The sequence below is a fragment of the Curtobacterium sp. MCPF17_021 genome (assembly GCF_003234605.2).
Taxonomy (GTDB): domain Bacteria; phylum Actinomycetota; class Actinomycetes; order Actinomycetales; family Microbacteriaceae; genus Curtobacterium; species Curtobacterium flaccumfaciens.
The window spans coordinates 110,571-134,165 of sequence record NZ_CP126252.1 but is presented as its reverse complement, the minus strand read 5'-3'; the positions used below and the strand labels follow the sequence as shown (position 1 = coordinate 134,165).

Genomic DNA, 23,595 nt, shown 5'->3' with positions numbered 1-23,595 from the left:
GGTGACGCCGCACCCGCGACGAACAGCACCAAGCGCCGTCAGCGACGCGCAGGCGCGTGCACCGCCTCGAGCACCTCGGTCCCCATGGTCCGCAGCGCCTCGACCACGGCCAACCGCCGCTGCAACGAAGCGTCGTCGAACGTGACGGTCACGGCGTAGCTGACCGACGACCCGGGCCCCCGCAGGATCCCCGCCTCGGCCCGCACACCGGTGCTCGACCCGGTGACCGCGACGACCTGCAACCCGTGGTCGAGCGCACGGTGCGCCAGGGGGTCGAGCCCGAAGGACCCGGCGACCAGGTTCAGGTCACTCGCCAGGGACAACCAGCCCAGCACCCGGTTCGACACCGCCTCGTCGACGACTTCGCCGAGCGCCAGTCCGCGCATCACCCACGACAGCTCCCCGGTCGGTGCGACGGAGGCGTCGGGGGCGTCATCCGGGCCGCGGCGGTCCCGCACGCGGTCGATCAACGCGGTGCGCTCGATGCCCAGGGACTCCGCACGCTCCCGGACGGCGTCGATGCCCACGGTCGACAGCAGCGCGTTCATGGCCCAGGCGTCGGCGGTTGCTCCGACCAGTGTCGCCAGGTCGGGCACCTGCATGGTCGGCTCCTGCAGGAACTGCCACAGGCCGGCACCGGTCGCGGTGTCGCGGGCCATGCGCTGCAGGCGGTCACCGTGCAGGCGGCCGTCCTCGAGCTGGGCGGCGACCTCGATGAGCAGCAGGACGCGGCCCAGGCTCGCGACCGGCTGCACCAGGGTGTCGTCGATCGCGAGCAGGGCCTTGCCACTGGAGGTGTCGATCACCGAGGCGCTGACCCCGGCACCCTCGAGCGCGAGGGCACCGAGCGCCTCGGTGGTGGCGGTGAAGCGGTCGTCGGACCGGCCGCTGTGCCGCCCACGACCGCGGCCGCCACCTGCTGGGCGGTCGTCCGGTCGCCGGCGGCGCGACGACCGGGCCGCGTCCGGCTCCGTCATCACCAGATCGCGACGCGCTCGGCGGGGTCGAGGTACATCGCGTCCTGCTCGGTCACGCCGAAGGTGTCGTACCAGACGTCGATGTTCCGCACGACCTGGTTGCAGCGGAACTCGTTCGGCGAGTGCGGGTCGATCGACAGCAGTCGAGCGGCTTCTTCCGGTCGGATCGCCATGCGCCAGGCCTGGGCCCAGCTCAGGAAGAAGCGCTCGGCGCCGGTCAGGCCGTCGACGACCGGGGGCTCCTGGCCGTCGAGCGAGAGCAGGTACGCCTTCCATGCGATCGACAGGCCACCGAGGTCACCGATGTTCTCGCCGATCGTCAGGGCGCCGTTCACGTGGCTGTCGGGCACCTCGGTCGGCACCAGGGCGTCGTACTGGGCGATGAGGGCCTTCGTGCGCTCCTCGAACGCGGCACGGTCCGCCTCGGTCCACCAGTTCTCGAGCTTGCCGTCGCCGTCGTACTGCGAGCCCTGGTCGTCGAAACCGTGGCCGATCTCATGGCCGATGACAGCCCCGATCGCACCGTAGTTCGCGGCGGCATCGCGGCTCGCGTCGAAGAACGGGAACTGCAGGATCGCCGCGGGGAACACGATCTCGTTGAAGCCCGGGTTGTAGTAGGCGTTGATCGTCTGCGGGGTCATGAACCACTCGTCGCGGTCGATCGGCTTGCCGATCTTGCCGAGCTCCCGGTCGACCTGGAACGAGGCGGTGGCGCGGACGTTGGCGACCAGGTCGTCGGCACGGACGGGCAGCGCGGAATAGTCGCGCCACTTCACCGGGTACCCGATCTTCGGCGTGAACTTGTCGAGCTTGTCGAGCGCACGGGCACGGGTCTCGTCGGTCATCCACTCGAGCCCCGTGATGCTCTGCCGGTAGGCCTCGACCAGGTTGGCGACGAGGTCGTCCATCTTGGCCTTCGAGGTCTCGTCGAAGTGCTCCTGCACGTAGATGCGGCCGACGGCCTCGCCCATCGCGCCCTCGACCAGCGAGACGCCGCGCTTCCAGCGCTCGCGCTGCTTGGGCGCACCGGTCAGTGCGGTGCCGTAGAACGAGAAGTTCGTGGCCGAGAACGCGCTCGTCAGGTACGCGGCGGAGCCGCGGATGACCTGCCAGCGCAGCCAGTCCTTCCAGACCTCGAGCGGCTGCTCGTTCAGCAGGTCGGCCAGGCCGGTGATGAACGAGGGCTCGCGGACCACGACGGTCTCGAAGGCGCCGGCCGGTGCCTCGATCGCCTGCCACCAGATCTGCAGGTCGACGCCCTTGGCGAGCACGGCGACCTCGGCCCACGGCAGCTTGTTGTAGGTCTTCTGGCTGTCACGGGTGGTGACGTTGTCCCAGTGCTTCGACGCGAGCGCCGTCTCGAGCGCGATGACGTGCTCGGTGCGGGCACCGCCGTCGTCGAGGCCGGCGAGCGGGAACATCGCCGCGACGAACTCGCGGTACTTCTCGCGGATGTCGGCGAAGCGCTCTTCGCGGTAGTACGACTCGTCGGGCAGCCCGAGGCCGGACTGCTCCAGGAACACGACGTACGACTCGGGGTCGCCCGGGTCGTTGTCGACGAAGAGCTGCAGGAAGCTCGGCAGGCCGAGGCGCTCGAAGCGGCCCACGGCGGCGATGACCTCTCGCGTGGACTGGATCTCGGTGATCTCGGCGAGCAGGTGCTCGATCGGTGCGGTGCCGAGCTCCTCGAGCCGCGCTTCGTCGGTGAACGAGGTGAAGAGGTCACCGACCTTCCGCTCCTCGGTGCCGGGGGCGGCCTGCTGCGAGCGCTCGATGATGTCGCGCACGGCGATCTCGGCGGCTTCGGCCAGCACCGTGAAGGAGCCGTACCGGGCCTTGTCGTCGGGGATCGGCGTCGCCTCGATCCAGGTCCCGTTCACGTGGCGGTACAGGTCGTCCTGGGGGCGCACCGCGGGGTCGAGTTCGTCAGTGTGGATGCCGGAGGCACGTGCGACGTCGGTCATGTCGTCCACGATAGCCACCGTCCCCATGGGGCAGGCCGATCCGGGTCGTCACCGGCGCATCGCTGCCGGTACGGTCATCGCATGGGACTTCCGTGGAAGCTGCACGGGGACGGCAAGACCGTCTCCGCGACGACGATCGTGACGCCGGACGAACGACTCACCTGGCCCCGGACGATCGGCCTGGGCGTGCAGCACGTCGTCGCGATGTTCGGCGCCACGTTCCTGGTGCCGCTGATCACCGGGTTCCCGCCGTCGACGACGCTGCTGTTCAGCGGCATCGGCACGATCCTGTTCCTGCTCATCACGGGCAACCGCCTGCCGAGCTACCTCGGTTCGTCGTTCGCGTTCATCGCCCCGATCGGTGCTGCCACGAAGATCGGCGGGATCCCGCTCGCCCTGTCCGGCATCATCGTCGTCGGCGCGCTGCTCGCGATCGTCGGCCTCGTCGTGCACCTGGCCGGAGCCGGCTGGACCGACCGCCTGATGCCCCCGGTGGTCTCCGGCGCGATCGTCGCGCTGATCGGCTTCAACCTGGCACCGGCCGCCCGCGACAACTTCACGGCGTCCCCGGTCATCGCACTCATCACCCTGGCGGCGATCATCCTGGTCACCGTCCTGTTCAAGGGCCTGATCGGCCGACTGTCGATCGTCATCGGTGTGCTCGTCGGGTACGTCGCGGCGCTCATCGGCGGGCAGGTCGACTTCTCGAAGGTCGGTGAGGCGAAGTGGATCGGCCTGCCGGACTTCACCGCTCCCGCCTTCGACCCGTCGCAGCTCGCGATCTACCTGGCGTTCGTGCCGGTCGTCCTGGCGCTGGTCGCCGAGAACGTCGGGCACGTCAAGGGCGTCGGACAGCTGACCGGCCGTGACCTCACGCCGCTCACCGGTCGCGCGCTCTTCGCCGACGGCGTCTCGACCGTCCTGGCCGGGGTCGGCGGCGGCTCCGCCACCACCACCTACGGCGAGAACATCGGCGTCATGGCCGCCACCCGCGTCTTCTCGACCGCCGCCTACTGGGTCGCCGCGATCGCGGCCGTCCTGCTCGGCCTGTCACCGAAGATCGGCGTGGTCATCTCCTCGGTGCCGGCCGGTGTGCTCGGCGGTGCCACCACCGCGCTCTACGGCCTGATCGGCGTCATCGGCATCCGGATCTGGGTCGAGAACCGCGTCGACTTCTCGAAGCCGAAGAACCAGCTGACGGCCGGCATCGCCCTGATCATCGGCATCGCCGACTTCACGTTCCGCTTCGGCCAGGCGAGCTTCGGCGGCATCATCGTCGGCACCATCGCAGCGATCGTCGTCTACCACGTGATGGACGTCATCGGCCGGGCCCGTGGCGCCGACGGGCCGTCGACCGAGGTCTCCGACCCCGCGCACGCCGCCACCGTCGCCGTCCCCGCGGAACCGCGCGCCGACTGACGCGAGTGGTCGGCTGGAACGCGCGTCCGGCCTGACGACGTGGGACCACCGGACTGGAGGCCCGTGGCGGCGCCGCCACGGGCCTCCAGTCCGTCGTGGCGTCGCGCCCACCCCGCCTGGTGACCGCGACGGGTCGGCATCGCCGACAGAATGGGTCGGTGCACCCACCGACGCGACCCGCTGTGACCGCTGAGCGGCGCGCGGTCGACCGCGACATCGTGCGGCTGGCGGTGCCGGCGCTCGGAGCGCTCGTGGTCGAGCCGCTGTTCCTGCTGACCGACACCGCGCTCGTCGGGCACCTCGGGGCGACGCCGCTGGCGGCCGTCGGGCTCGCGAGTGCCGTGCTGTCGACGGTGACCGGGCTGCTGGTGTTCCTGGCGTACTCGACGACCCCGGCCGTGGCACGGGCGCTCGGTGGTGGCGACCGTCGCGGCGCCGTGCACGCGGGCATCGACGGGATGTGGCTCGCGCTCGTGCTGGGGGTGGTGCTGGCGCTGGTCGGGTGGCCGCTTGCCGGACCGCTCGTCGACCTGTTCGGCGCCTCGGCCGAGGTGTCGGCGGCGGCGACCGCGTACCTGACCATCTCGCTGGTCGGGCTGCCCGGCATCCTGGTCGTGACCGCCTCGACCGGGCTGCTGCGTGGGCTGCAGGACACGAAGACCCCGCTCGTCGTCGCGACCATCGGGTTCGTCGCGAACGGGCTGCTCAACGCCGTCCTGATCTACGGCGCCGGCTGGGGTGTCCAGGGATCCGCCGCCGGCACCGTCATCGTGCAGTGGGCGATGGCCGTCGTCTACGTGCGCATCGCGGTGCGGGCCGCTCGGTCGTCGGGGGCCCCGCTGCGACCCGGCGCCTCGGGCGTCGCCCGGGCCCTGTGGTCTGGGGCATGGCTGTTCCTGCGGACCGCGTCGCTGCGGATCGCGATGCTCGCGACCGTCGGGGCCGCTGCCGGACTGGGGACCACCGGGTTGGCGACGACGCAGGTCGGGCTGACCGTCTTCTCGACGCTGGCGTTCGCGCTCGACGCACTGGCGATCGCCGGGCAGGCGCTCGTCGGGCACGGACTCGGCGGGCGTGACCCGGAGCGGGTGCGACTGGTGACGCGACGGCTCGTGCTGCTCGGGATAGCCGGTGGTGTGCTGCTCGGAGTGCTGACCCTGGCGGTGAGCGGGGTGCTCGGGCCGGTGTTCTCGGACTCGCAGGCGGTGCGGGACGCCCTGCCCGTCGTGCTGGTGCTCATCGCCGTCGGGATGCCCGTCGCCGGGTACGTCTTCGTGCTCGACGGGGTGCTGATCGGCGCCGGTGACGCGCGGTACCTGGCCATCGCCGGAGGCGCGAACCTCGTCGTGTACCTGCCCCTGCTGTGGTGGGCCGGCGGGACGCTCGCGGGGCTGTGGGCGGCGTTCACCCTCGGGTACATCGGGGTCCGGGCGGTGACGCTCGGGGTGCGGGCGCACCGGCGCGGCTGGGTGGAACAGGCGTTGGCGCGATGAGCGGGTCGTCTCCGGCTGGGCCTGCTTCGTCTGCCGGGCCTGATTCTCCTGCGGCGCCGTCGTCGTCGGTGGCTTCGTCGGCCGTGCTCGCCACGGTCGGCATCGGGGTGCAGGGCGTCGCGAAGCTGCTCGTGACCGTCGTCGTCGGTCGGGTGTTCGGCACCGAGACCCTCGGGCAGACCACGGCGCTGCTGTCACTCTCGGTCTTCGTCGCGCTGCTCTGGCCGAACGCCGCGGGCAACACTGCATCGCGGTTCCTGGCCATCGCACTGCGGGGTCGGCGCTCGGACGCCGCCGTGAACCGGCTGCTCGGGGTGTCCATGCTGGTGTCGAGCGCGGTGCTCGCGGCGGTCACCGTGCCGATCGCGCTGGCCTGGGGCAACGGCCCCGGGATGGTTCTGGGCGGTGCCGCGGTCGTCGTCGGCTACGGGCTCTACTGCTACGCCCGCGGCGCACAGCTCGGCTACGACCGGGCGCCCCGGGTCGCTCTCTGGGACTCGGTGACGAGTGTGCTGGCGCTCGGGTTGCTCGTGGTGGCGTGTGCCGCGCGGCTCGAGCCCTTCGTGCTGCTGCCCCTGGCCATCGGGTACACGGTGTTCGCGATCGCGTGCTGGCCGCGGGGCAACGGCTTCGCGCCTGCTTCGCGCGAACCGGCTGCCGGGGTGCTCGGGTTCGCGGCGTGGAACGTGCTGGCGGTGGTGACCTCGAACGGGTTGCTGCAGTTGACGATGATCTCGGCGCAGGTGACGTCGTCGGCGTACGACGCCGGTGTCTACGCAGCCGCGTTCACCCTGGCGACGCCGGCGTCGATGCTCGGGCAGGCGTTGGGGCAGGTGCTCGTGCCGGCGTTCGCGCACCGGACCGATGGCGGATCGCTGCGCTCCCGCGGGGCCCTGCTGCTCGTCGTCGGGTTCGCCGCTGCATCCGCCGTCGTCTTCGGTCTGATCGCCCTGCTCGCCGGATGGTTCCTGCCGATCGTCTACCCCGCCGAGGGCGCCGCTGCCGTCGCCGACCTGCGGTACCTGATGGTTGCCGTGTGGGTGTTCACCGTCGGACTCGTGCCGGCGGCGTTGCTGCTCGCCGCTGGACGCTCGCGCCAGGTTGCCCTCGCCTCGGTCGCCGGGTTCGTCGTCGGGGCTGGGCTCATGGCGGTGCTCGGACCCGTCGCAGGTGTCGCGGGTGGCACCACGGGGTTCTTGGTGGGGAGTGCGGTGAACCTGGTTGCGGTGGTGGGGATCGGGGTGCGACGGCGCTGACCGCGACGCGCACGGGCGGCGTGTGCGCGGTGTGACGTTTGGCGCCCCGGAAAGAGAGTCGTTCTCGACCAGGTACCCGAGAATGTGCTGATCAGGATGCAGGAGCCTGACGTTTGAATAGGACCACCGAAAACGACTGGCCAGTGAGCAGGCGTCGCCTTACCCGCCTGGGAACTGAACATCAGCGCGAACCAGCGACTATGTGGCCAAGACGTACGAACCGCGGAGGAGCTAGAGGGCGACAAAGCACTTCATCATCTCGTGCTTAATGACGCGACCGTTCGTCGACTCAACCGAACGAAGGAGACGACCCTGAGGTGATATGGCCCCGAAAGGGAACTCATGGCGCATCAGTGTCGGCGTGGATGTCAGTCCGCTTGTACATCCGTCGAACGTGTTCCAAAACATCGTCGCTGCTGGTATGCGACATCGCGCCGCGAAGCAGCGTTGTCCAGCGGCTCGGTTTGACATCGTAGGGACGACGGGCTTTCGAGATGAGGGAACGTGCGCCTGTGACGATGACGCCGTGGCGTGCTCGCGAAATGACTACGAGGAGGATCCGCAGTTCCTCGGCCAGGTCGGCGGGTCGCTGCGCGAGGAAGCTTGGCATGTTTCCTTCGTCGAATCCAGGCACGAAGACCCAGTCGAATTGTTGGCCTTTCCCCAAATGTGCGTTCAGCAGATGGATCCCAGGAGAGATAGCGTCCGTGGCATCCTCGATGGCTCGTAGCCGCGCAAGTGCGGCTCCGAGGGACCCGGATTCCGCGACAAGTTCGTCGACCTGCGTTAGCACCTCGGTGATGTCTGCGATTGTCTCTGAGTCAGCGATGTTGACACTTTCGAGCAAGTGTGTGCGCAGTTGCTCCATGCTCGCGTTAGCTCCGATGCGAGCAACAGCATCGTGGATTCGTTTGACCACAGCCGGATCGTCAATCGCGAGGTCCCACCTGGTCACTGGCGTGTCCGACGACGCAAAGGCCGCATCGACGGGTTTCCGCCGCCAGCCCGACCTGCAGATCACGCCGATTGTGGTCTCAGGCGCAAGACGCTGAATTTCTGCGGAAGCCGACCGGACAAACTCGGCTTCATCGGACCCGGTGCCGAACATGAACCCGGCCGCAACGCCACCTTCGAACCAGTGTTCGGGATCTACAGGTACGAGAGTTCTACCGCCGACCTCGGACGCCACAGCACCGAGGAGTCCGAGCACGTTTGGGGAAGAGCGATAGGAGGTTCCGAGGGTTAGCGGTTCGCCGCTGATCCGACGGAGCAACCGCTCGTTTTCGACGGGCCGCGCACCTGCCCAGCTGTAGATGCCCTGCAGTGGGTCTCCGACAATCGTGCGGTTGCAGTCAGCGGAACGGAGCACCAGGTCGAGTTGCTGTGGCGAAAGGTCTTGGAACTCGTCAACCATCACCGTTTGGAAGTGTGTTCGATACATACGCGCGACCTGTGGCACCCGGAGCAGTCGTTGAGCGTGACGCAGCAGGTCGTCGTAGAACAGCTGGCCCGATCGTTGCCGATGCTCTTCCACGAGCAAGCTTCGCTCATCGCCTCCGTCTCGAAGTCGTTCGAGGACTTCGGCGTCGCTGTACGGCCCGCGTTTTGCTTCGCCGAGCTCCCCATTGATCCGAGCCCGGACGTCGTTAGCCTCACGCTCGGTAAGCCCCTCGAGGTAGACGTCAACAACATCGTCCTGGGTCCGGTCGTTCGGAGGGTCGAAGTCGATCGGGATGCCGAGCGTGCGTCCATGGCAGCGGATGATCTCTGCACTATGTCCATGGAAGTTGTGCACAACGACGAAGCGTCGCTTTCGCTCGACGCCGAGGATTTCGATAAGTCGCCCGTTGAGATTCGCCTTGGCTTTGTTTGAGAACGTCAGCGCGAGAATTTGACGTCCCGCCTCGAGATCTGCGACATTTCGATGCGCACGGTGGGCGAGTAACTCGGTCTTCCCGCAGCCTGGCGGTGCGATCACGAGTAGATTGCGTCTGTCGCATCGAACTGCCCGTTCGAAGGCCTCGTTCCGCTTTATCATTCGACGGCTCGTCTTGCAAGCTCTGCGAGTAGCGCGTTCACGCTGTCCATCCGCGAGACCTCATCCCGATTCAGACGCTTGGCCACGGCCAAAGCAGCAGGAACCTTTCGATTGATTCGAGGTTGTCCACCACTCGTCCGGCAGTACTTCGCGATGCTGCTCGGTGTCAACGCCGCATCGTCGGCAACCCCGCACGCGGCTAGAAGCGTCTGCACATCCCGGGCCACTCCCGCGTCAATGAGCCGAGCGGTCATCGCCTCCGCGCCGAGGGCCCGGCAATACTCATCTTCGAGGTCGGCCTTCGAGACGAACACCGTGCGCTCAAGGACGTCGCGCGGACGACCGCCGACCGCACCGACCCATTTCCCCTTTTCAGCGTCATCGACCAGGCCCAGGACATCGATCCCGAAGCCCGATGGGCCGAGCAGCTTGTGAACGACCGGGAAGTTCTCAGCACCTCCCAGCTCGAACACCGTCGCCCCGATGCGATCCAGTGAGATCCCGAGGGCACGAGCTGCAGCTTCGACAATTAGGCGGTCCGCGACCCCCTCGACCGCGATGACGAACCGCGCTGTGAGTGCTTCGAGCATCCGAGGCGACCACCAGTGCGCTTGGACGCGTTCTTCGATCCTCGTTCGAGTCGGATCGAGGTAGTGCGACTCCCCGTTCGGATCGACGGCGATGACTTCCGTCGGGTCGAACTTTTGGACGATGTAGGGCGAATGGGTGACGATGACCTTCTGGTTTCGGTCCGAGGCAAGCAAGTCCGCTACCGTCCGCTGGCTAGATGGATGGAGGTGGATTTCCGGTTCGTCAATCGCGATAACGTTCGCTGCGCCCTCGGCCAAGTCGAACAGTGTCATGGCTATAAGTTGGCGGATACCGTCGGATTGCTCGGATATCGGGGAAAATCCGGATTCCGAACGGGTGAACAGTGACACTCCGTCGAGTACCGAGTCGGTTGGGTCCGCGACAGTGCGTACAGCGAGGTCCTCCGACGCAATGGTTCGCGGCATTGCATCAGACAGCCTCTCAGCCACCCCGGAGAGCAGCTCACCCAAGGGAACGCTCGTCGCCAGCATCGAATTGAACGAACTGAGAATCTCTCCAAGCGCCGACTTCTCGTCGCCGAGCTCGGGCTCGAGTGCGCGCAGCAACGTCTTTACCGCCCCCGCAGGGCTCTCCAACTGAGCTGCGGAGGCCTGACGGGCGGCTGGCAGATATCGCCATCCGATCGCGGCTAGCTGCTCCCGCGTGATGGGCCGCACCTCGCCACGTCCGGGGCTCCACCTCGTGATCAGAATCGATTCGGGGTCGTCGGGGTCCACCCGGACTTCGAGTCTGACCTCGAGCGCTTCCGCTTTGCTCGTGGCGTCGATGTCAATTTCTCGATAGAAGACCGCGCGCTCTGCCTCGCTAAATGCTACGAAATGAGCGCTGACAATCATCGGTTGCTCCGCATCTGCGAGATCCTGCACCGATAGCGACTGGTACAACTGGGCAGCCGCACCGAGCGCCAGATTTAGTGCACGCAGAATGGATGTCTTCCCGACGTCGTTGGCTCCGACAACGACAAGATGGTTCCCAACAGGAACGTCGAGGTCGGCGACGCGCGAGTAGTTCTTGATGGTGATGCGCGACAGGCGCACGGTGCTCCTCGATCTCGGATAGGGGGACCGAGTTGTTGCTGACGGTCCTTCACTTCCTGCGTATGGTCGCATGCTCTCGAGCACTGGACGTGAAGGACACGACCGTTATCTCGCGCAAAGGAGGGTCTCGTGTTGGGAAGCTCTGCCGCGCCAGCGCCCCTCCCGCCTGAGGGACCCGACCCCGCAGCGCTGGCAGCGGCGCCGCCGAGCGCGAGCGCCGGCGCCACGAACAGCCATGCGGGGACGATGTCCGCTCGCGATGTAATCAGGTGATCTGCGCTACCCGTAAGGTCTAGCTGTGGAGCCGGTCATGAGTGCGAGTCAGGTAAATGACGTTCTTGGCTCGCTCGGCGGTGCGACGAGCGGTCTACTGGCGTGTGTCGCGGCCGCGGTCGGGGTCCTGGGCTTGGTTCGGGCAGTGCTTTCGGTTCGCAGCACTAAGTCGGAGCTTCAAGAGCTAGATGCGCGACTCAGGCAGGTTCGGAACTCGGAAACCATCGCCATGACCAAGCGGCGGGCGATCGAGATACCGGACCTTCTAGAGCGCCCCGAGGGTGAGCCAGGAGGCAGTGTCCCCCAAAGCAGCTCGAAGCTCGAATCGGTTGGTCCCGAACCTACGGATCTTTCACTCGCAGCACTCTGGCCGGTCACGCAGGAGCGGATCGACACCTACCACAGCATTGTCACCAAGCAGGCCAGGAGGAGCTTCGTCTCCACCCAGGTCACTGCTGGGGCAGGGTTCGCAATCGTCCTGGGCCTTGGGGTTCTTGCTGCGACCGCCCCATCGTTCGCGGCCTCCGTGACCACGGCATCAGTAGGCGTGATTGGCGGGGCGCTTAGCACGTACCTGGGAGCTACATTCATGAAAGCCTCGGCCCAGGCCAACGCTCAGTTGCGAAGATTCTTCGCGCAGCCGATGGAGAACACGCGTCTTCTTGGCATCGAGCGCCTCATCGAGACGCTGCCCCCTGCTGAACGGTCCAAAGCGATTTTGAAAGTGATCGATAAAATGAACTTCACGATCGACGAACAGACCAGCGCGCAAGCAGACAGATGATGAGCCCCCGCCTGGTCCGTTGCGAACGCAGACCTACACGACTCAGACAGGCTCACCGCCGGAACGAGCTGTTCCAGCTCGACCGCACGGAACCTGTTCAGCACGCGACGGGTTCTCGGTATGCGGGATTCGGACGACGTGGGATCAGCGCGAAGGCGGCGGCCCCGTCGTGTCCCCCACCCGCAACTCCGACCTGAACGACGCGGGCTGCGGTTCAGCCCCCTCGAGCATGGCCAGGGCGGCACGGGCGGCGGCCTGACCCTTCTGCACGAACGGCTGCACCAGAGTGGTCAGGTGCCGGATGGGTGTGCGGTGGAGCAGGCTGTCGTCCACCGTGATGCCGTCGAACCCGACGACACTGACGTCCTCGGGCACACGGAGTCCGGCGTCAAGCGCGGCCGAGATCACCCCGACGGCGATCAGGTCGCTCTGCGCGATGACGGCGGTGGGGCGGGGGCCGTCCGGTGCGAACAAGGCGGTCCCGGCCAGACGGCCCTCTTCGACCGAACTGCCGGCCGTCTCGATGGCGACCGCAGAGGGGTAGACCTCCCGCACACCGCGCAGTCGCTCGAGCGTCGTGAATGCGATACCGGAGCCGAAGCGGTCGTCGTCGATCGGCCCGCGTCGGCGTGCGGCGTCGAGGGGCAGGGTCACGACGGTCACGTCCTGGTGGCCGAGCCCCTGCAGGTACTCCGCAGCACGGCGTGAGGCATCCCGGTTGTCGAGCTGGACGGGGACAGCGCCCTCGATCTCGGCCGCCTCGATCGCGACGACGGGGATCTGCCGACGCCGCAGTACGGCGACGGCGGGGTCGATCCGGACGTTGCACCCGACGAGCACGACGGCGTCCATCGGGGCGTCGACCAGCGGGCCGGCACCCTGCTCGTCGTCGAGTGGACTCCGCACGAGCAGCAGTGAGACACCGGCAGCACCGGCGACCTCGGCGATGCCGTCGAGCGTCAGGACGTTGACCGGGTCACGGAACGCGTCGCTCAGGCGCTCGTCCATCACGACGCCGATGACGCCGGAACGACCGCGGCGCAGCGAACGGGCACGGGGATCGGGGCCGCCGTAACCGAGGTCGGCGGCAGCGGCGAGCACGCGAGCCTTGGCGTCCTCGGACACCGGGCCGAGACCGCTGAAGGCGAGCGAGGCCGTCGACGGCGCGACACCGGCAGCACGGGCGACCGCGGCGAGCGTCGGGCGCGACGGACGTGCAGCACCGTCGCGGAGGGGCTTCATCCGCGACGCGCCGGGTTCTGTTGCCGGTTCGACCATCGCCCGTTAGCGTAGCCGGAACGAGCAGTCGAATCGATTCGACAGCCGTGAGACCAGCACCGACACGCACCAGAACGCGCAGCACCACGCGCGCCGCAGCACGATGGGAACCACCATGACGACGCCGTCCACCCGAACCGTCCCGACCACCAAGGCCTGGATCATCGCGGTGTTCGTGGTGTTCACCCTGTCCGGGCTCGACATCGCGACGTGGCTGGGCCGGATCCCGAGCGTTCGCGACTCCCTCGGCGCGAGCACGTTCGAGATGGGCATCCTCGTGCTCGGCATGGCGGTCGGCTCCATCGGTGGTCTGACGTTCGCCGGGCACATCGTCGCGAAGCTCGGTGCTCGGCGGGGCGTGCAGGTGGCTGCGGCGTGCCTGGCACTCGGCATGGTCTTCGCGGGGGTCGCGGTCACGCTCGGGTGGGGCTTCGCCGCCATCTGGATCGCGCTCATCGCCTTCGGCTTCGGCAACGGCCTGTGCGACGTGTCGATGAACGTCTCCGGTGCCGCCGCCGAGAAGGCCGGCGGGCGCACGATCATGCCGCTGTTCCACGCCGCGTTCAGCCTCGGCACGCTCGCCGGCGCGGGCCTCGGTGCGTTGGCCGAGAAGCTCGAGATCCCGGTGGCGTGGCACTTCATCGTGCTCGTCGTCATCACGAGTGCCGCCATGCTCGTCGCGGTCACGAAGTTCCAGGACGAGCACCGCTTCGAGCAGCCGGTGTCGACCGACACCAGCCCGGTCGCGACGCCGCTCACCCGCTGGCAGGTCTGGGCGCAGCCCTCGACGCTGTTGATCGGCGTGATCGTGCTCGGCATGGCGCTGGCCGAGGGGTCCGCGAACGACTGGCTGCCCCTCGCGATGATCGACGGCCACGGGCTCGACAACGCCGCGGGTGCCGGGGTGCTCACCGTGTTCCTGGCCGCGATGACCGCGGGCCGTGTCGCCGGCAGCCCCCTGATCGACAGGTTCGGCCGGGTGCCGATCCTGCGCATCAGCGCCGCCGTCGCGGTGGTCGGCCTCGGGATGCTCATCTTCATCGACAACGTGCCGCTCGCGATCGTCGGCGTCGTGCTCTGGGGCCTCGGGGCCAGCCTCGGCTTCCCGATGGGCATGTCCGCCGCGGCCGACGACCCCCGCACCGCGGCCGCCAAGGTCAGCGCCGTCGCGACGATCGGCTACGTCGCGTTCCTGGCCGGGCCGCCCCTGATCGGCTTCCTCGGGGAGCACATCGGGCTGCTCGGTGCGCTGCTGATCGTCTTCGTGTTCATCATCGCGGCCGGCCTGGCCTCGGGTGCAGCGCGCGAGACCGGCGCCGCCGCCCGGCCCGCCCGCGGGACCGCCAAGACGAGCGGGACAACGAAGCGCGAGACCGAGAAGGCCAGCCAGACGGACAAGACGAGCGAGACCAGCCGCAGCTGACGCAGCAAGGCCTCAGCCGCCGTCGCCCGCCCTCGCCCGCGTCGCCAGGTGCAGGGCGAGCCGGGTCTCCGGGTCGGACAGGTCCACCCCGAGCAGCCGCTCCACCCGCGCGATGCGGTCGGACACGGTGTTCCGGTGCACGCCGAGCACCGCGGCGGTCTCGGCGATCGACGACTCCGCGTCCAGGTAGGCGGCGAGCGTCGTCAGGAGCGCCCCGCCACCGCGTTCGAGCGGCGCGAGCAACTGCCGCGACGCCGGCAGGAACGTGTCCGTCTGCGTCCACGCGAGCAGCAGCTGCGCGAGCCCGAGCCGGTCGACGTGCACGAAGTGCCCCGACTCCGGACGGCTCGCGGCCAGACGGGCGGCGTCGCCCGCCTCGCCGAGCGTCCGGACCAGCCCGGCAGGGCCCGCCTGCAGACTGCCGACGCCCACGTTGGTCTCCACGGTGGTGCGGAGCGTGTTCTGCGCGCGCCGCAGCCGACCGGCGATGTCGGCCACTGCCTCCCGGCCGGGTTCGTCGGGTTCCGACAGCCACAGCACCCAGCCGTCCGCCTGTTCGACGACGACCGCGTCGAGTCCCTCGGCGCGCACCGCGGCGTCGACCTGCTGGCGGAGCGCGACCAGGTCGACGCCCTGCCGCGCGACCACGCGCGCACCGACGTGCCAGGCGTCCAGCCGCCACCCCGCGGCGATGGTCCGCTGCACGAGCTGCGGGGCGGGCGCCCCGTCGGCCGCGCGGAGTTCGTCGAGCATCGCCATCCGGTAGCGGGCGTCACGCTCGTCGTCGAGCCGGGTGAGCAGCAACCGGTGCCCGACGGCGACGGCGGCGACCTGCAGGGCACTCGCGACCACCTGCTGTTCGGCGGCGATCGGGACGGGCAGGCCGACGGCCAGCCAGGCGCGCGGTCCGATGCCGGTGCCGACCGGGATCGCCACGAGCGTCTCGTCGACGCCCTCGGCGGTCAGCACGTCGCTCGTGCCGGCGCGGCGGACGAGCACGGCGCGGGCCGCGTCGTCGACGGCGGCTCCGCGGAGTGCCAGGCCCGAGGCGTCGAGGAACCGCACCGGGTGGCCGAGCGAGCGGTCGAGCCGGGCGAACAGGTCGTCGAGTTCGGGGCCGGCGTCGAGCGCGACGCGGGAGGCGTCGAGGGCTGCCCGGGCCGCCGGCCCCATCCCGGTGCCGATGAGTTCGTGCAGGCGGACCGAGGTCGCCCACGGGTCCGGGGTGGCGAGCACGGCGACGCCGAGCCGGTCGGCGAGCGTCGTGGTGCCGGGGCCGAGTTCCAGTGCCCCGTCGACGACGAGCAGGGTGGTGCCGGCCGCGGACGCCCGGCGCAGCAGCACGTCGAAGCGCGCGTCCGCGCGGTCGACGGGGGTGAGCAGCACGACGACGTCGTCGCCCTGCGACAGGGACCGGCCGACCTGGTCGGGGGTCCCCACCACCCCGCGGACGCTGCGGACCGCGGTGCTGCCGGGGCCGACGAGCAGGCGAGTGCCGGCCGGCAGGAGCGGGAGCAGGTCGCCGACGGCGTTCACGCGAGCACCTGGCCCACGGCCTCGGGCACGACGTCCGCGTCGATGCCGAACGCCCGCGGTCCCATGCGCGCGGTGCGGTCGGGGTCCGCCCACCACCACGGCGCCGACGGCAGCACGAGCACCGCGAGCTCGTTGCCGACCCGCGTGCGGTCGGTCGCCACCGGCGCGAGCGACCGCGCGTCGACGACGGTGATGACGCTCGGGGTGCTGGCGACCGGCAGGCCGTCGACCAGGCAGTGCACGTACTCGCTGCCCGCCTCGACCCGGGCGACAGCACCGGTGCCGGCGTCGCGGATGGCCAGGCTGCTGCGCACGAACGCGAGGGCGTCCCCCTCGCGCTGGACGTCGATGACCCGGCCCTGCGCGACGACCCGGCCGCCGATGAGCGCGGCGAGTTCCACCGCGTCACGTGCGCCGCCCGCTGCGCGTCCGATCCGGAGGGCGCGCTGCACGCTGCCGACGACGGCTCGCTCGCGCAGCAATGCGACCGGGACCGGGCCGATCGCGAAGGCCGCCCAGCCGCCGCTGTGCGAGACGGCCTCGCGCCAGACCGTCTCGACGTCGTGGGGGTGCCGGGCGTCGACCACGATCCGCAGACCGCTCGTGGTGGCCGCGGCTGCCGTGACCGTCGTGGTCGGGCCGACGAAGACCGACAGTTGGTCGATGCGCGGGACCGCGCGGCCGACCAGGTCCGCGTCGACGAGCGGCAGTCCGGCGGCGTGGGCGGTGAGGGCCGCGGCCGGTCCGGTCACGCCGCCGATCTGTGCGGCGACGACGGCGTCGGCACGGACGCCCGTCCAGCGTTCGACCGCCGCGAGCGCGGCCGGCAGCTCCTCGCCGCTCGGCATCTTCTCCTCGAGCACGGTCGTCGACCCGATCAGCCCGACGGCCACCAACGATCCGAGCGCGGGGTCGTCGAGGTCGACGACCGGCACGCTGCGGTCGCCGAGCGCGAATCGCAGCGCGCTGACCATGTGGTCGACGCGGCCGCCACCGCCGCAGCCGAGCAGGGCGGTGCCGCGTCCGAAGACGGTCGCGTCGTCGGCCTGGAGGCCCGCCACACCGCCGCCCCGCCGCTCACCCTGGTCCATGGGTCCATTCTGCTGCCGTGGTCGCGTCTCGGGGCCGGGGGTCGGCGCCGGGGTCGGCGCGCGGCCGTTCGTCAGCCGACCGCCGGGGCGGCCGGGCGGACGTGCTCGTGCAGGTCCTCGACCGGGACGAACGGTTCGTCGAGCCCGAAGCACGACGGCCCGAACACGGCGAGCGCCTCCGGGGTCCGCATCAGGTCGGGGGTCGAGATGCCGATGACCCGGACGCGCTGCCCGAAGCGCAGGCGTTCGGTGGTGATGGGCTCGGCTGTCTCGGCGTCGAGGACGCAGATCAGGTCGGGCACGACGGCGACGAGCTGCCCGTCACGCCGGGCGACGAGGTTCTCGTTCTGGAACCGGAGCTCGAGCTCGGACCCGTCGGTGCCCTGCACGGTGGCACGACCGCGGGCGAACCCGTCGACCGTGCGGCGCTCGACGTCGACGACCTTGCCGTCGAACAGCTCGCGCAGGTGCGTGTAGATCGTCGTGCCGAGGGCCTCGGCGAGCGCGTCGATGGGGTCGCGGTGGGCTTCGCGGGCGACCCGGATGGCCCGACCAACGGCGAGTGCCAGGGAGAGCGTGCGCGGGACGGCGGTCTCCTTCACCTGGCGGCCGGACATCGCGTACTCGGCGATGTAGGCGACGCCGCCGAGCCGGATGGTGACCCCGCGGGCGAGCCACTCCATCTTCTTGTTGTCCGTGCCGGTCTCGATGATGACGCCGTGGCCGTTCTCGTCGCTGATCGCCAGCGGACTGCCGGGGACGCCGTAGACCGAGAACGTCTCCATCTGCAGCTCGGGGAACGCGCGGCCCATGCCGTCCGCGTCGACGACGGGCAGGCCGCCGGTGGCGCCGACGAGCAGCGGGATCATCGAGTTGATGCCGCCGCACTCGATGGGCATCGTCGCGGTCGCCGTCCGGCCCAGGTGGGCTTCGAGCCGACGGAGGGCGCCGAGGGGTTCCGGTCCGGCCGGGATGCGTTCGAGCACCACGGTCGGTGCGCCCATCTGCGCGGTGGGGATGACGAGAGCGTCGTCGGGCACCTCGGACGGGTCGAGGATCGTGACGGGGCCGTGCTGTTCGATCGCGGCACGGACCAGGAGCATCCCGATGGTCGGGTCGCCTCCGCCGCCGGTGCCGAGCAGGGCGGCGCCGCGGGCCAGGTCGGGCAGGTCGTCGACGTCGAGGATCCAGCTCATCGGTGCGCTCCCGTGTTCGTCTCGCCCGCGCTCGTGGTGCCGTCGTGGCGGACCGCGGGGGTGTCGTAGCCGAAGTACCGCGGGCCGGTCAGGCGCAGACCGTCCGGGGAGTGCCAGCGTTCGTCGGCCGGTGCGGTGACGATCCGGATGCGGGCGCCGAAGCGCAGGGCCTCGGTGGTGATCGGCTCGCCGGTCTCGGCGTCCAGGGTGATGATGAGGTCGGGAGCCGTGGTGCGGACCTGGCCGGCCACCTCGACCAGCAGGTGCTCGTTCTGGAACCGGAGCACCGCCTCCAGGCCGGTGTCGCTGCCGGAACCGGCGATGCGGGCCGTGCCACGGGCGAACCCGGTGACGGTCTTGCGCTCGATGTCGGCGACCTTGCCCTCGAACACGACCGTGCCGCCGAGCACCTCGGTGACCGCCGCGACGGGGTCCGCGTTCTCGCTGCGTGCGCGGACCAGCGTCTCGCCGAGCCGGACGCTCAGCGACAGACTGCCCCGGACGAACGACTCCTTCACCTGCGCGCCGGACATGGCGTACTGCGCCGTGATCGCGGAGCAGCCCATCTCGACCGTCGCCGTGCGGGCGAGCCGCTCCGCCCACCGGTTGTCCACCGTGTCGAAGACGACGGTGTTGCCCTTTTCGTCGGCCAGGGCCATCGGTGTCGCGCTGACCCCGGACAGGGTCGGCAGCACCATCTGCACCTCGGGGAACGCGCGGCCCATGCCGTCACCGTCGACCAGGGGCAGGCCGAGCTCGGCCGCGGCGACGATCGGGGTCGTCGAGTTCACGCCGCCGACCTCGATGCAGGCCAGGTGGGTGGGGGTGACCCCGAGGAACGCCGACAGGCTGCGGATGGCCTCGGCGAACTGGCCGGCGGACGGCAGCTTCTCGACCATCACCGTGGGAGCGCCGATCATCGCGACCGAGAGCACCACGGCGTCGTCGGGCAGGTCCTCGACCTGGACGATCTCGACCGGGCCGTGGGCGCGGACGGCGGCCTCGGCGAGCAGGCGGCCGATGTAGGGGTCACCGCCGCCGCCGGTGCCGAGGATCGCGGCGCCGCGGGCGAGGGCGGAGCAGTCGGCGCCGATGGCGGTGAGGGGTGCGGCGGCCGGCGTTGTGGCGGCGCGGGGCGCTGCTTGCGTGGCGCTCATCGGACCAGCGCCCCGAGTGCCAGGTCACCGACGGCCTTGGCGCGGATCCGCGTCGCGTTGCCCGGCAGGTACGGGATCGGCACCTCGTCGAAGTCCACGATGTCCACCGAGCCGGGGTCGGCCCCGGCAGCGATCGCACGGTCGACGGCCTCCTGACGGGCTTCGTCCACGACGGCGGACCGGCGGCCGTCGCTGATCGCGTAGACCTTGTCGACCTCACCGCTCACCTGCGCGATCGCCGCACCGATGGCGTTGGCGACCGAGTAGTGCTCCGGGCGGTGCACGGTGCCGAGTCCGGGCAGGGTGTCCGGCAACAGCACCGAGCCGCCGCCGACCGCCACGACGGGCAGCGGATCGGACGAGGTGCGCATCCGCTCGACGATGTCGGCGACGCGCTCCGCGATGACGTCGAGGGCGCGTGCGGCGACCTCGGCGGGCACCCCGGCGACGAGCGACGGGTCCCCGATCGCGCCGCGGCCACCGCGGACGGCCACGTCCGTGGCGGTCAGGGTGGTGCCGCCGAAGACCAGGCCCTCCTCGGTCAGGCGGTACCCGACGGAGTCCGGCCCGACGACGCTGCCGTCCTCGCGGATGCGGGAGCCGCCGCCGATGCCGACGGACAGGACGTCGGGCATCCGGAAGTTCGTTCGGATGCCGGCGACGGCGACCTCGCCCGTGGCCTCACGCGGGAAGCCCGCGGTCAGGACGCCGACGTCGCTCGTCGTGCCGCCGACGTCGACGACCGCGCAGGTGTCGAAGCCGGACAGCACCGCTGCGCCGCGCATCGAGTTCGTCGGGCCAGAGGCGAACGTCGCGACCGGGTAGCGACGGGCGTACTCGACGTCCATCAGCGTGCCGTCGTTCTGGCTCAGGAAGAGCGGTGCGTCGATGCCGCTGCCCGTGACGGACCCGGACAGGCCGTCGACGATGCGGTCGGCGAGCTCACGGAGCGCCGCGTTGATGATCGTCGCGTTCTCGCGCTCGAGCAGGCCGATGCGACCGATCTCGGACGACAGCGAGAACGCCACGTCCGGCCCGAGCTCGGCGGCCATGATCTCCTGCGCACGCTGCTCGAACTCGTCGTTGATCGGGGAGAACACCGACGAGATCGCGACGGAGCGGATGCCCGCGGCCGCGATGGCACCGGCGTGCCGCTTCAGTTCCTCGGGGTCGAGCTCCGAGATGACGCGGCCGTCGAACTCGTGGCCGCCGTGGGCCAGGAACGGCTGCGCGTGCACGGCCGACACCAGGTGCGCGGGCCAGTCCGTGAACGGCGGCAGCGACGCCGTCGCCGGCAGGCCCAGGCGGACCGCGGCCGTCGGGGCGAGGCCGCGTGCCTCCACCAGGGCGTTGATGAAGTGGGTGGTGCCGATCATCACGCCGTCGATGTCCGTGGGGCCGAAGGCGTGCTGTTCGCGCAGACCGTCGAGCGCGGCGACGATGCCCGAGGTGACGTCGGGGGTGGTGGACCGCTTGACCGCCGCACGGACGGTGCTGCCGTCCATCAGGACGGCGTCCGTGTTGGTGCCGCCGACGTCGATGCCGATGCGCATGGGGGTTCCCTTCGGTGGTGCGGGTGCGGGTGCGGTGGTGCGGGTGCGGGGTGTTCGCGGGGTGGTGCTGGGTCGTGGGGTGGTGCTTCTTGGGGGGGACCGGCCGCGCCGTCGCGCGGATCAGGGGTGCGGCGATGCGACCGGCCGTTCGGGGAGCGCCCGGGTCAGGCGGCGGGGGTGGCCGGTGCGGCGGGGGCTGCGGCGACCGGGGCGGACGTGGCAGCCGGCACGGCCTCGGTCCGACTGACCCCGACGCCGCGGATCAGCCCGACCTTGCCGGTGACCACGTAGAGCACGAAGGCGATGACCACGGAGTTGATCGACGGGATGCCGACGGCGACGAAGTACCCGATGAGCGAGGCGACCGCCCAGATGACCAGGGTGGCCGGCACCCAGGTGGGCGAGGTCGCCGGGATGTTCTCGGCGTCGCTCAGCTCGCGGCGCCAGCGCTTCACGACGAAGTACTCCGCCACCATGATCCCGGCGATCGGCGGGAAGACGACCCCGAGCACGGACAGGAACGGTGTGAGGGCCCCGAGGAACCCGACCGCGGCGAGCACCGAGCCGACGACGCCCATCACGAGCGTCACGAGCCCGCGGTTCACCTGCTTGCCGAACACCGCGTCGATGAAGTTCGTGACGCCGAGGCTCGAGCTGTAGATGTTCCAGTCGTTGATCTTGAACGTGCCGAGCAGGATCACGAGGATGCCGACCCAGCCGACGCTCGACGTGATCACGCGGGTGATGTCCGCGGAGCCGACGGCGTGTGCGAGCAGGACCCCGGCCAGGCCGATGACGTACTCGCCGAGCGTCACGCCGAGCAGCGTCTGCTTCACGACGTCGCCGACCGACCGGTTGAAGCGCGTCATGTCCGGCGTGATCACCGCACCGACGATGAATCCGCCGGCCACCAGGGTGGTGCCGGCCACGAAGCTCAGCTCCGGACCGGCCGGGGCACGCGCGGCGAGCTCGGCGATCGAGTGGCGGCTCAGCTCGACGATGACCGCCCAGCCGACGAGCACCAGGAACAGCGGCACGGTGACGTTCGCCAGCCACTGCATCGAGTGGAACCCGCGCAGGACGATCGCGGTGACGAGCAGCCCGAACACGAGCGACCACGCCCAGGCGGGCAGGATCGGCAGGATCGAGACCAGTCCGGCCGCCGAGACGCCCGACTGGATGCCGAACCAGCCGATGAGGCTCAGCCCGATCGCCAGCCCGACCAGCGCGGAACCCGCCTTGCCGAACCCGGTCCAGCGGGCGATGACCGAGGTGTTCAGGCCCTCCTTGACGCCGATGACGCCGACGAGCACCGAGACGATCTCCAGGATCACGGCGCCGAGGGTGATCGCCCAGAAGGCGTCCCAGAAGCTCATGCCGAAGCCGAGCGTCGCACCGAGCAGGAACTGGGACAGCGCCGAGATCTGCCCGAAGCGCTGCACGGCGACCTGGAACCAGCCGTAGCGCGCGGACATCGGGACTCGGCTGAGCGAGTAGTCGTCGACGGCGACCGACTCGGAACGGGGGGTTCGTGGTGCTGACACTGCGGTCTCGCTGGCCATCGTGGCTCCTCGGGGAGGGGTGTCGGCGTGGGCCGATCGGGGTGTCAGCCACGGTAGGACGGCATCGGATTGCGGTACATGTGCAGAACGTCGTTACGGGCGTGTGAATCCGTGCGCGCTGCACAGGCCGCGCGCCTCGTCCGGTCGGCGACACCGCGCCGGTTAGGCTTCCGGGGTGCGTCTCGTCATCGCCCGGTGCTCCGTCGACTACGCGGGCCGGCTCTCAGCCCACCTGCCGCTCGCGACCCGCCTGCTCATGCTGAAGGCGGACGGCTCCCTGCTCGTGCACTCCGACGGTGGCAGCTACAAGCCGCTGAACTGGATGAGCCCGCCCTGCTCGATCGAGATCACCGAGCCGGACGAGGAACAGTCGGTCGCCGGCATCACGCAGGTGTGGACGGTGACGCAGAAGAAGACGCAGGACAAGCTCATCGTCTCCCTGTACGAGGTCGTTTCCGACGAGACCCACGACCTGGGCGTCGACCCGGGCCTGGTGAAGGACGGGGTCGAGGCGCACCTGCAGCAGCTCCTGGCCGAGCAGATCGAGCTCCTCGGTGACGGCCACACCCTGGTCCGTCGCGAGTACATGACGGCGATCGGGCCGGTCGACATCCTGGCGCGTGACGACGCAGGGGCGAGCGTCGCGGTCGAGATGAAGCGCAACGCCAACATCGACGCGGTCGAGCAGCTCACCCGGTACCTCGAGCTCATGAACCGCGACCCGCACCTGCGTCCGGTGCAGGGCGTGCTCGCCGCGCAGACGGTGGCACCGCAGGCACGCACCCTCGCCGAGGACCGCGGCATCCGCGTCCTCGTGCTCGACTACGACGCGATGCGCGGCATCGAGGGCGGCCACACCCGCCTGTTCTGAGCCGCGTCGGGCCGTCCGGCCTGGAGGCACGGCGCACCCCCGCCCCGCCGCCGACGGATCCCGGATGGTCGCCGC

General features: G+C 70.1%; 17 protein-coding genes. 6 read left to right on the top strand and 11 right to left on the bottom strand.

Annotated features, from left to right (window positions below; genetic code table 11):
• Nucleotides 1-38: 38 nt before the first annotated feature.
• Together DEJ29_RS00580 and DEJ29_RS00575 are read right to left on the bottom strand one after the other, a co-directional pair.
• Nucleotides 39-977, bottom strand: a complete 939-nt coding sequence (locus DEJ29_RS00580; RefSeq protein ID WP_071248868.1) for a serine hydrolase — start codon at nucleotides 975-977, stop codon at nucleotides 39-41.
• The gene (locus DEJ29_RS00575) at nucleotides 977-2,941 is read right to left on the bottom strand and encodes a M13 family metallopeptidase (RefSeq protein ID WP_111095600.1); all 1,965 of its coding nucleotides are present in this window, start codon (nucleotides 2,939-2,941) and stop codon (nucleotides 977-979) included. The genes DEJ29_RS00580 and DEJ29_RS00575 overlap by 1 nt, the downstream gene beginning before the upstream one ends.
• Nucleotides 2,942-3,022: 81 nt before the next feature.
• Between DEJ29_RS00575 and DEJ29_RS00570 the strand changes: the two genes are divergently transcribed.
• The 3 genes from DEJ29_RS00570 (at nucleotide 3,023) to DEJ29_RS00560 (ending at nucleotide 7,109) form a co-directional block, all read left to right on the top strand.
• A complete protein-coding gene (locus tag DEJ29_RS00570) occupies nucleotides 3,023-4,360 on the top strand; it encodes a uracil-xanthine permease family protein (protein WP_111095567.1) in 1,338 nt (445 codons plus the stop codon).
• Nucleotides 4,361-4,542: 182 nt separating this feature from the next.
• Nucleotides 4,543-5,853 (top strand): MATE family efflux transporter, encoded by a 1,311-nt coding sequence (locus DEJ29_RS00565; RefSeq protein ID WP_111095566.1) that lies wholly within the window; start codon nucleotides 4,543-4,545, stop codon nucleotides 5,851-5,853.
• A gap of 83 nt (nucleotides 5,854-5,936) precedes the next feature.
• Nucleotides 5,937-7,109 (top strand): lipopolysaccharide biosynthesis protein, encoded by a 1,173-nt coding sequence (locus tag DEJ29_RS00560; RefSeq protein ID WP_146248373.1) that lies wholly within the window; start codon nucleotides 5,937-5,939, stop codon nucleotides 7,107-7,109.
• A gap of 340 nt (nucleotides 7,110-7,449) precedes the next feature.
• Here DEJ29_RS00560 and DEJ29_RS00555 read toward each other — a convergent pair whose 3' ends face one another.
• Both DEJ29_RS00555 and DEJ29_RS00550 read right to left on the bottom strand, forming a co-directional pair.
• Nucleotides 7,450-9,147 carry a UvrD-helicase domain-containing protein gene (locus tag DEJ29_RS00555; protein ID WP_111095564.1) on the bottom strand — a complete coding sequence of 566 codons (1,698 nt, stop codon included), beginning with the start codon at nucleotides 9,145-9,147 and terminating at the stop codon, nucleotides 7,450-7,452.
• Nucleotides 9,144-10,796: an ATP-dependent nuclease gene (locus tag DEJ29_RS00550; protein WP_111095563.1), complete on the bottom strand. Its 1,653-nt coding sequence runs from the start codon at nucleotides 10,794-10,796 to the stop codon at nucleotides 9,144-9,146. The genes DEJ29_RS00555 and DEJ29_RS00550 overlap by 4 nt, the downstream gene beginning before the upstream one ends.
• 298 nt (nucleotides 10,797-11,094) lie before the next feature.
• Between DEJ29_RS00550 and DEJ29_RS00545 the strand changes: the two genes are divergently transcribed.
• The gene (locus DEJ29_RS00545; RefSeq protein ID WP_111095562.1) at nucleotides 11,095-11,853 is read left to right on the top strand and encodes a TRADD-N-associated membrane domain-containing protein; all 759 of its coding nucleotides are present in this window, start codon (nucleotides 11,095-11,097) and stop codon (nucleotides 11,851-11,853) included.
• Nucleotides 11,854-11,997: 144 nt separating this feature from the next.
• Here the strand turns inward: DEJ29_RS00545 and DEJ29_RS00540 are convergent, their stop codons facing one another.
• A complete protein-coding gene (locus DEJ29_RS00540) occupies nucleotides 11,998-13,131 on the bottom strand; it encodes a substrate-binding domain-containing protein (protein WP_181438247.1) in 1,134 nt (377 codons plus the stop codon).
• A 115-nt stretch (nucleotides 13,132-13,246) separates the two neighbouring features.
• Here DEJ29_RS00540 and DEJ29_RS00535 point away from each other — a divergent pair, with 115 nt between their 5' ends.
• Entirely contained in the window at nucleotides 13,247-14,554 is a 1,308-nt protein-coding gene (locus DEJ29_RS00535) for an MFS transporter (RefSeq protein ID WP_111095561.1), read from the top strand.
• A 12-nt stretch (nucleotides 14,555-14,566) separates the two neighbouring features.
• On the opposite strand, the gene DEJ29_RS00530 is transcribed toward DEJ29_RS00535, so the two are convergent.
• The 6 genes from DEJ29_RS00530 to DEJ29_RS00505 all read right to left on the bottom strand — a co-directional run bounded on the left by DEJ29_RS00530 (nucleotide 14,567) and on the right by DEJ29_RS00505 (nucleotide 22,649).
• Entirely contained in the window at nucleotides 14,567-16,090 is a 1,524-nt protein-coding gene (locus tag DEJ29_RS00530) for a helix-turn-helix domain-containing protein (RefSeq protein WP_111095560.1), read from the bottom strand.
• The gene (locus tag DEJ29_RS00525) at nucleotides 16,087-17,181 is read right to left on the bottom strand and encodes a DUF917 domain-containing protein (protein WP_111095559.1); all 1,095 of its coding nucleotides are present in this window, start codon (nucleotides 17,179-17,181) and stop codon (nucleotides 16,087-16,089) included. Before DEJ29_RS00525 ends, DEJ29_RS00530 begins: the two co-directional genes overlap by 4 nt.
• 71 nt (nucleotides 17,182-17,252) lie before the next feature.
• On the bottom strand, nucleotides 17,253-18,377 hold the full coding sequence (locus DEJ29_RS00520) for an S-methyl thiohydantoin desulfurase family protein (RefSeq protein ID WP_071249921.1): 1,125 nt from the start codon (nucleotides 18,375-18,377) through the stop codon (nucleotides 17,253-17,255).
• On the bottom strand, nucleotides 18,374-19,534 hold the full coding sequence (locus DEJ29_RS00515) for an S-methyl thiohydantoin desulfurase family protein (protein ID WP_258375991.1): 1,161 nt from the start codon (nucleotides 19,532-19,534) through the stop codon (nucleotides 18,374-18,376). Before DEJ29_RS00515 ends, DEJ29_RS00520 begins: the two co-directional genes overlap by 4 nt.
• Complete coding sequence (locus tag DEJ29_RS00510) at nucleotides 19,531-21,087, bottom strand: hydantoinase/oxoprolinase N-terminal domain-containing protein (RefSeq protein ID WP_042538007.1); 1,557 nt, start codon at nucleotides 21,085-21,087, stop codon at nucleotides 19,531-19,533. Before DEJ29_RS00510 ends, DEJ29_RS00515 begins: the two co-directional genes overlap by 4 nt.
• Before the next feature lie 164 nt (nucleotides 21,088-21,251).
• Nucleotides 21,252-22,649 carry a purine-cytosine permease family protein gene (locus DEJ29_RS00505; RefSeq protein WP_111094182.1) on the bottom strand — a complete coding sequence of 466 codons (1,398 nt, stop codon included), beginning with the start codon at nucleotides 22,647-22,649 and terminating at the stop codon, nucleotides 21,252-21,254.
• A gap of 175 nt (nucleotides 22,650-22,824) precedes the next feature.
• On the opposite strand from DEJ29_RS00505, the gene nucS reads away from it, so the two are divergent.
• Nucleotides 22,825-23,520, top strand: a complete 696-nt coding sequence (gene nucS, locus DEJ29_RS00500; RefSeq protein ID WP_017887754.1) for an endonuclease NucS — start codon at nucleotides 22,825-22,827, stop codon at nucleotides 23,518-23,520.
• Nucleotides 23,521-23,595 lie beyond the last annotated feature (75 nt).

Coding starts and splice junctions, on each gene's coding strand:
- DEJ29_RS00540 (WP_181438247.1), bottom strand. CDS start 13,131: ATGGTCGAACCGGCAACAGAACCCGGCGCGTCGCGGATGAAGCCCCTC.
- DEJ29_RS00525 (WP_111095559.1), bottom strand. CDS start 17,181: ATGGACCAGGGTGAGCGGCGGGGCGGCGGTGTGGCGGGCCTCCAGGCC.
- DEJ29_RS00515 (WP_258375991.1), bottom strand. CDS start 19,534: ATGAGCGCCACGCAAGCAGCGCCCCGCGCCGCCACAACGCCGGCCGCC.
- DEJ29_RS00570 (WP_111095567.1), top strand. CDS start 3,023: ATGGGACTTCCGTGGAAGCTGCACGGGGACGGCAAGACCGTCTCCGCG.
- DEJ29_RS00510 (WP_042538007.1), bottom strand. CDS start 21,087: ATGCGCATCGGCATCGACGTCGGCGGCACCAACACGGACGCCGTCCTG.
- DEJ29_RS00575 (WP_111095600.1), bottom strand. CDS start 2,941: ATGACCGACGTCGCACGTGCCTCCGGCATCCACACTGACGAACTCGAC.
- DEJ29_RS00535 (WP_111095561.1), top strand. CDS start 13,247: ATGACGACGCCGTCCACCCGAACCGTCCCGACCACCAAGGCCTGGATC.
- DEJ29_RS00555 (WP_111095564.1), bottom strand. CDS start 9,147: ATGATAAAGCGGAACGAGGCCTTCGAACGGGCAGTTCGATGCGACAGA.
- DEJ29_RS00580 (WP_071248868.1), bottom strand. CDS start 977: ATGACGGAGCCGGACGCGGCCCGGTCGTCGCGCCGCCGGCGACCGGAC.
- DEJ29_RS00505 (WP_111094182.1), bottom strand. CDS start 22,649: ATGGCCAGCGAGACCGCAGTGTCAGCACCACGAACCCCCCGTTCCGAG.
- DEJ29_RS00520 (WP_071249921.1), bottom strand. CDS start 18,377: ATGAGCTGGATCCTCGACGTCGACGACCTGCCCGACCTGGCCCGCGGC.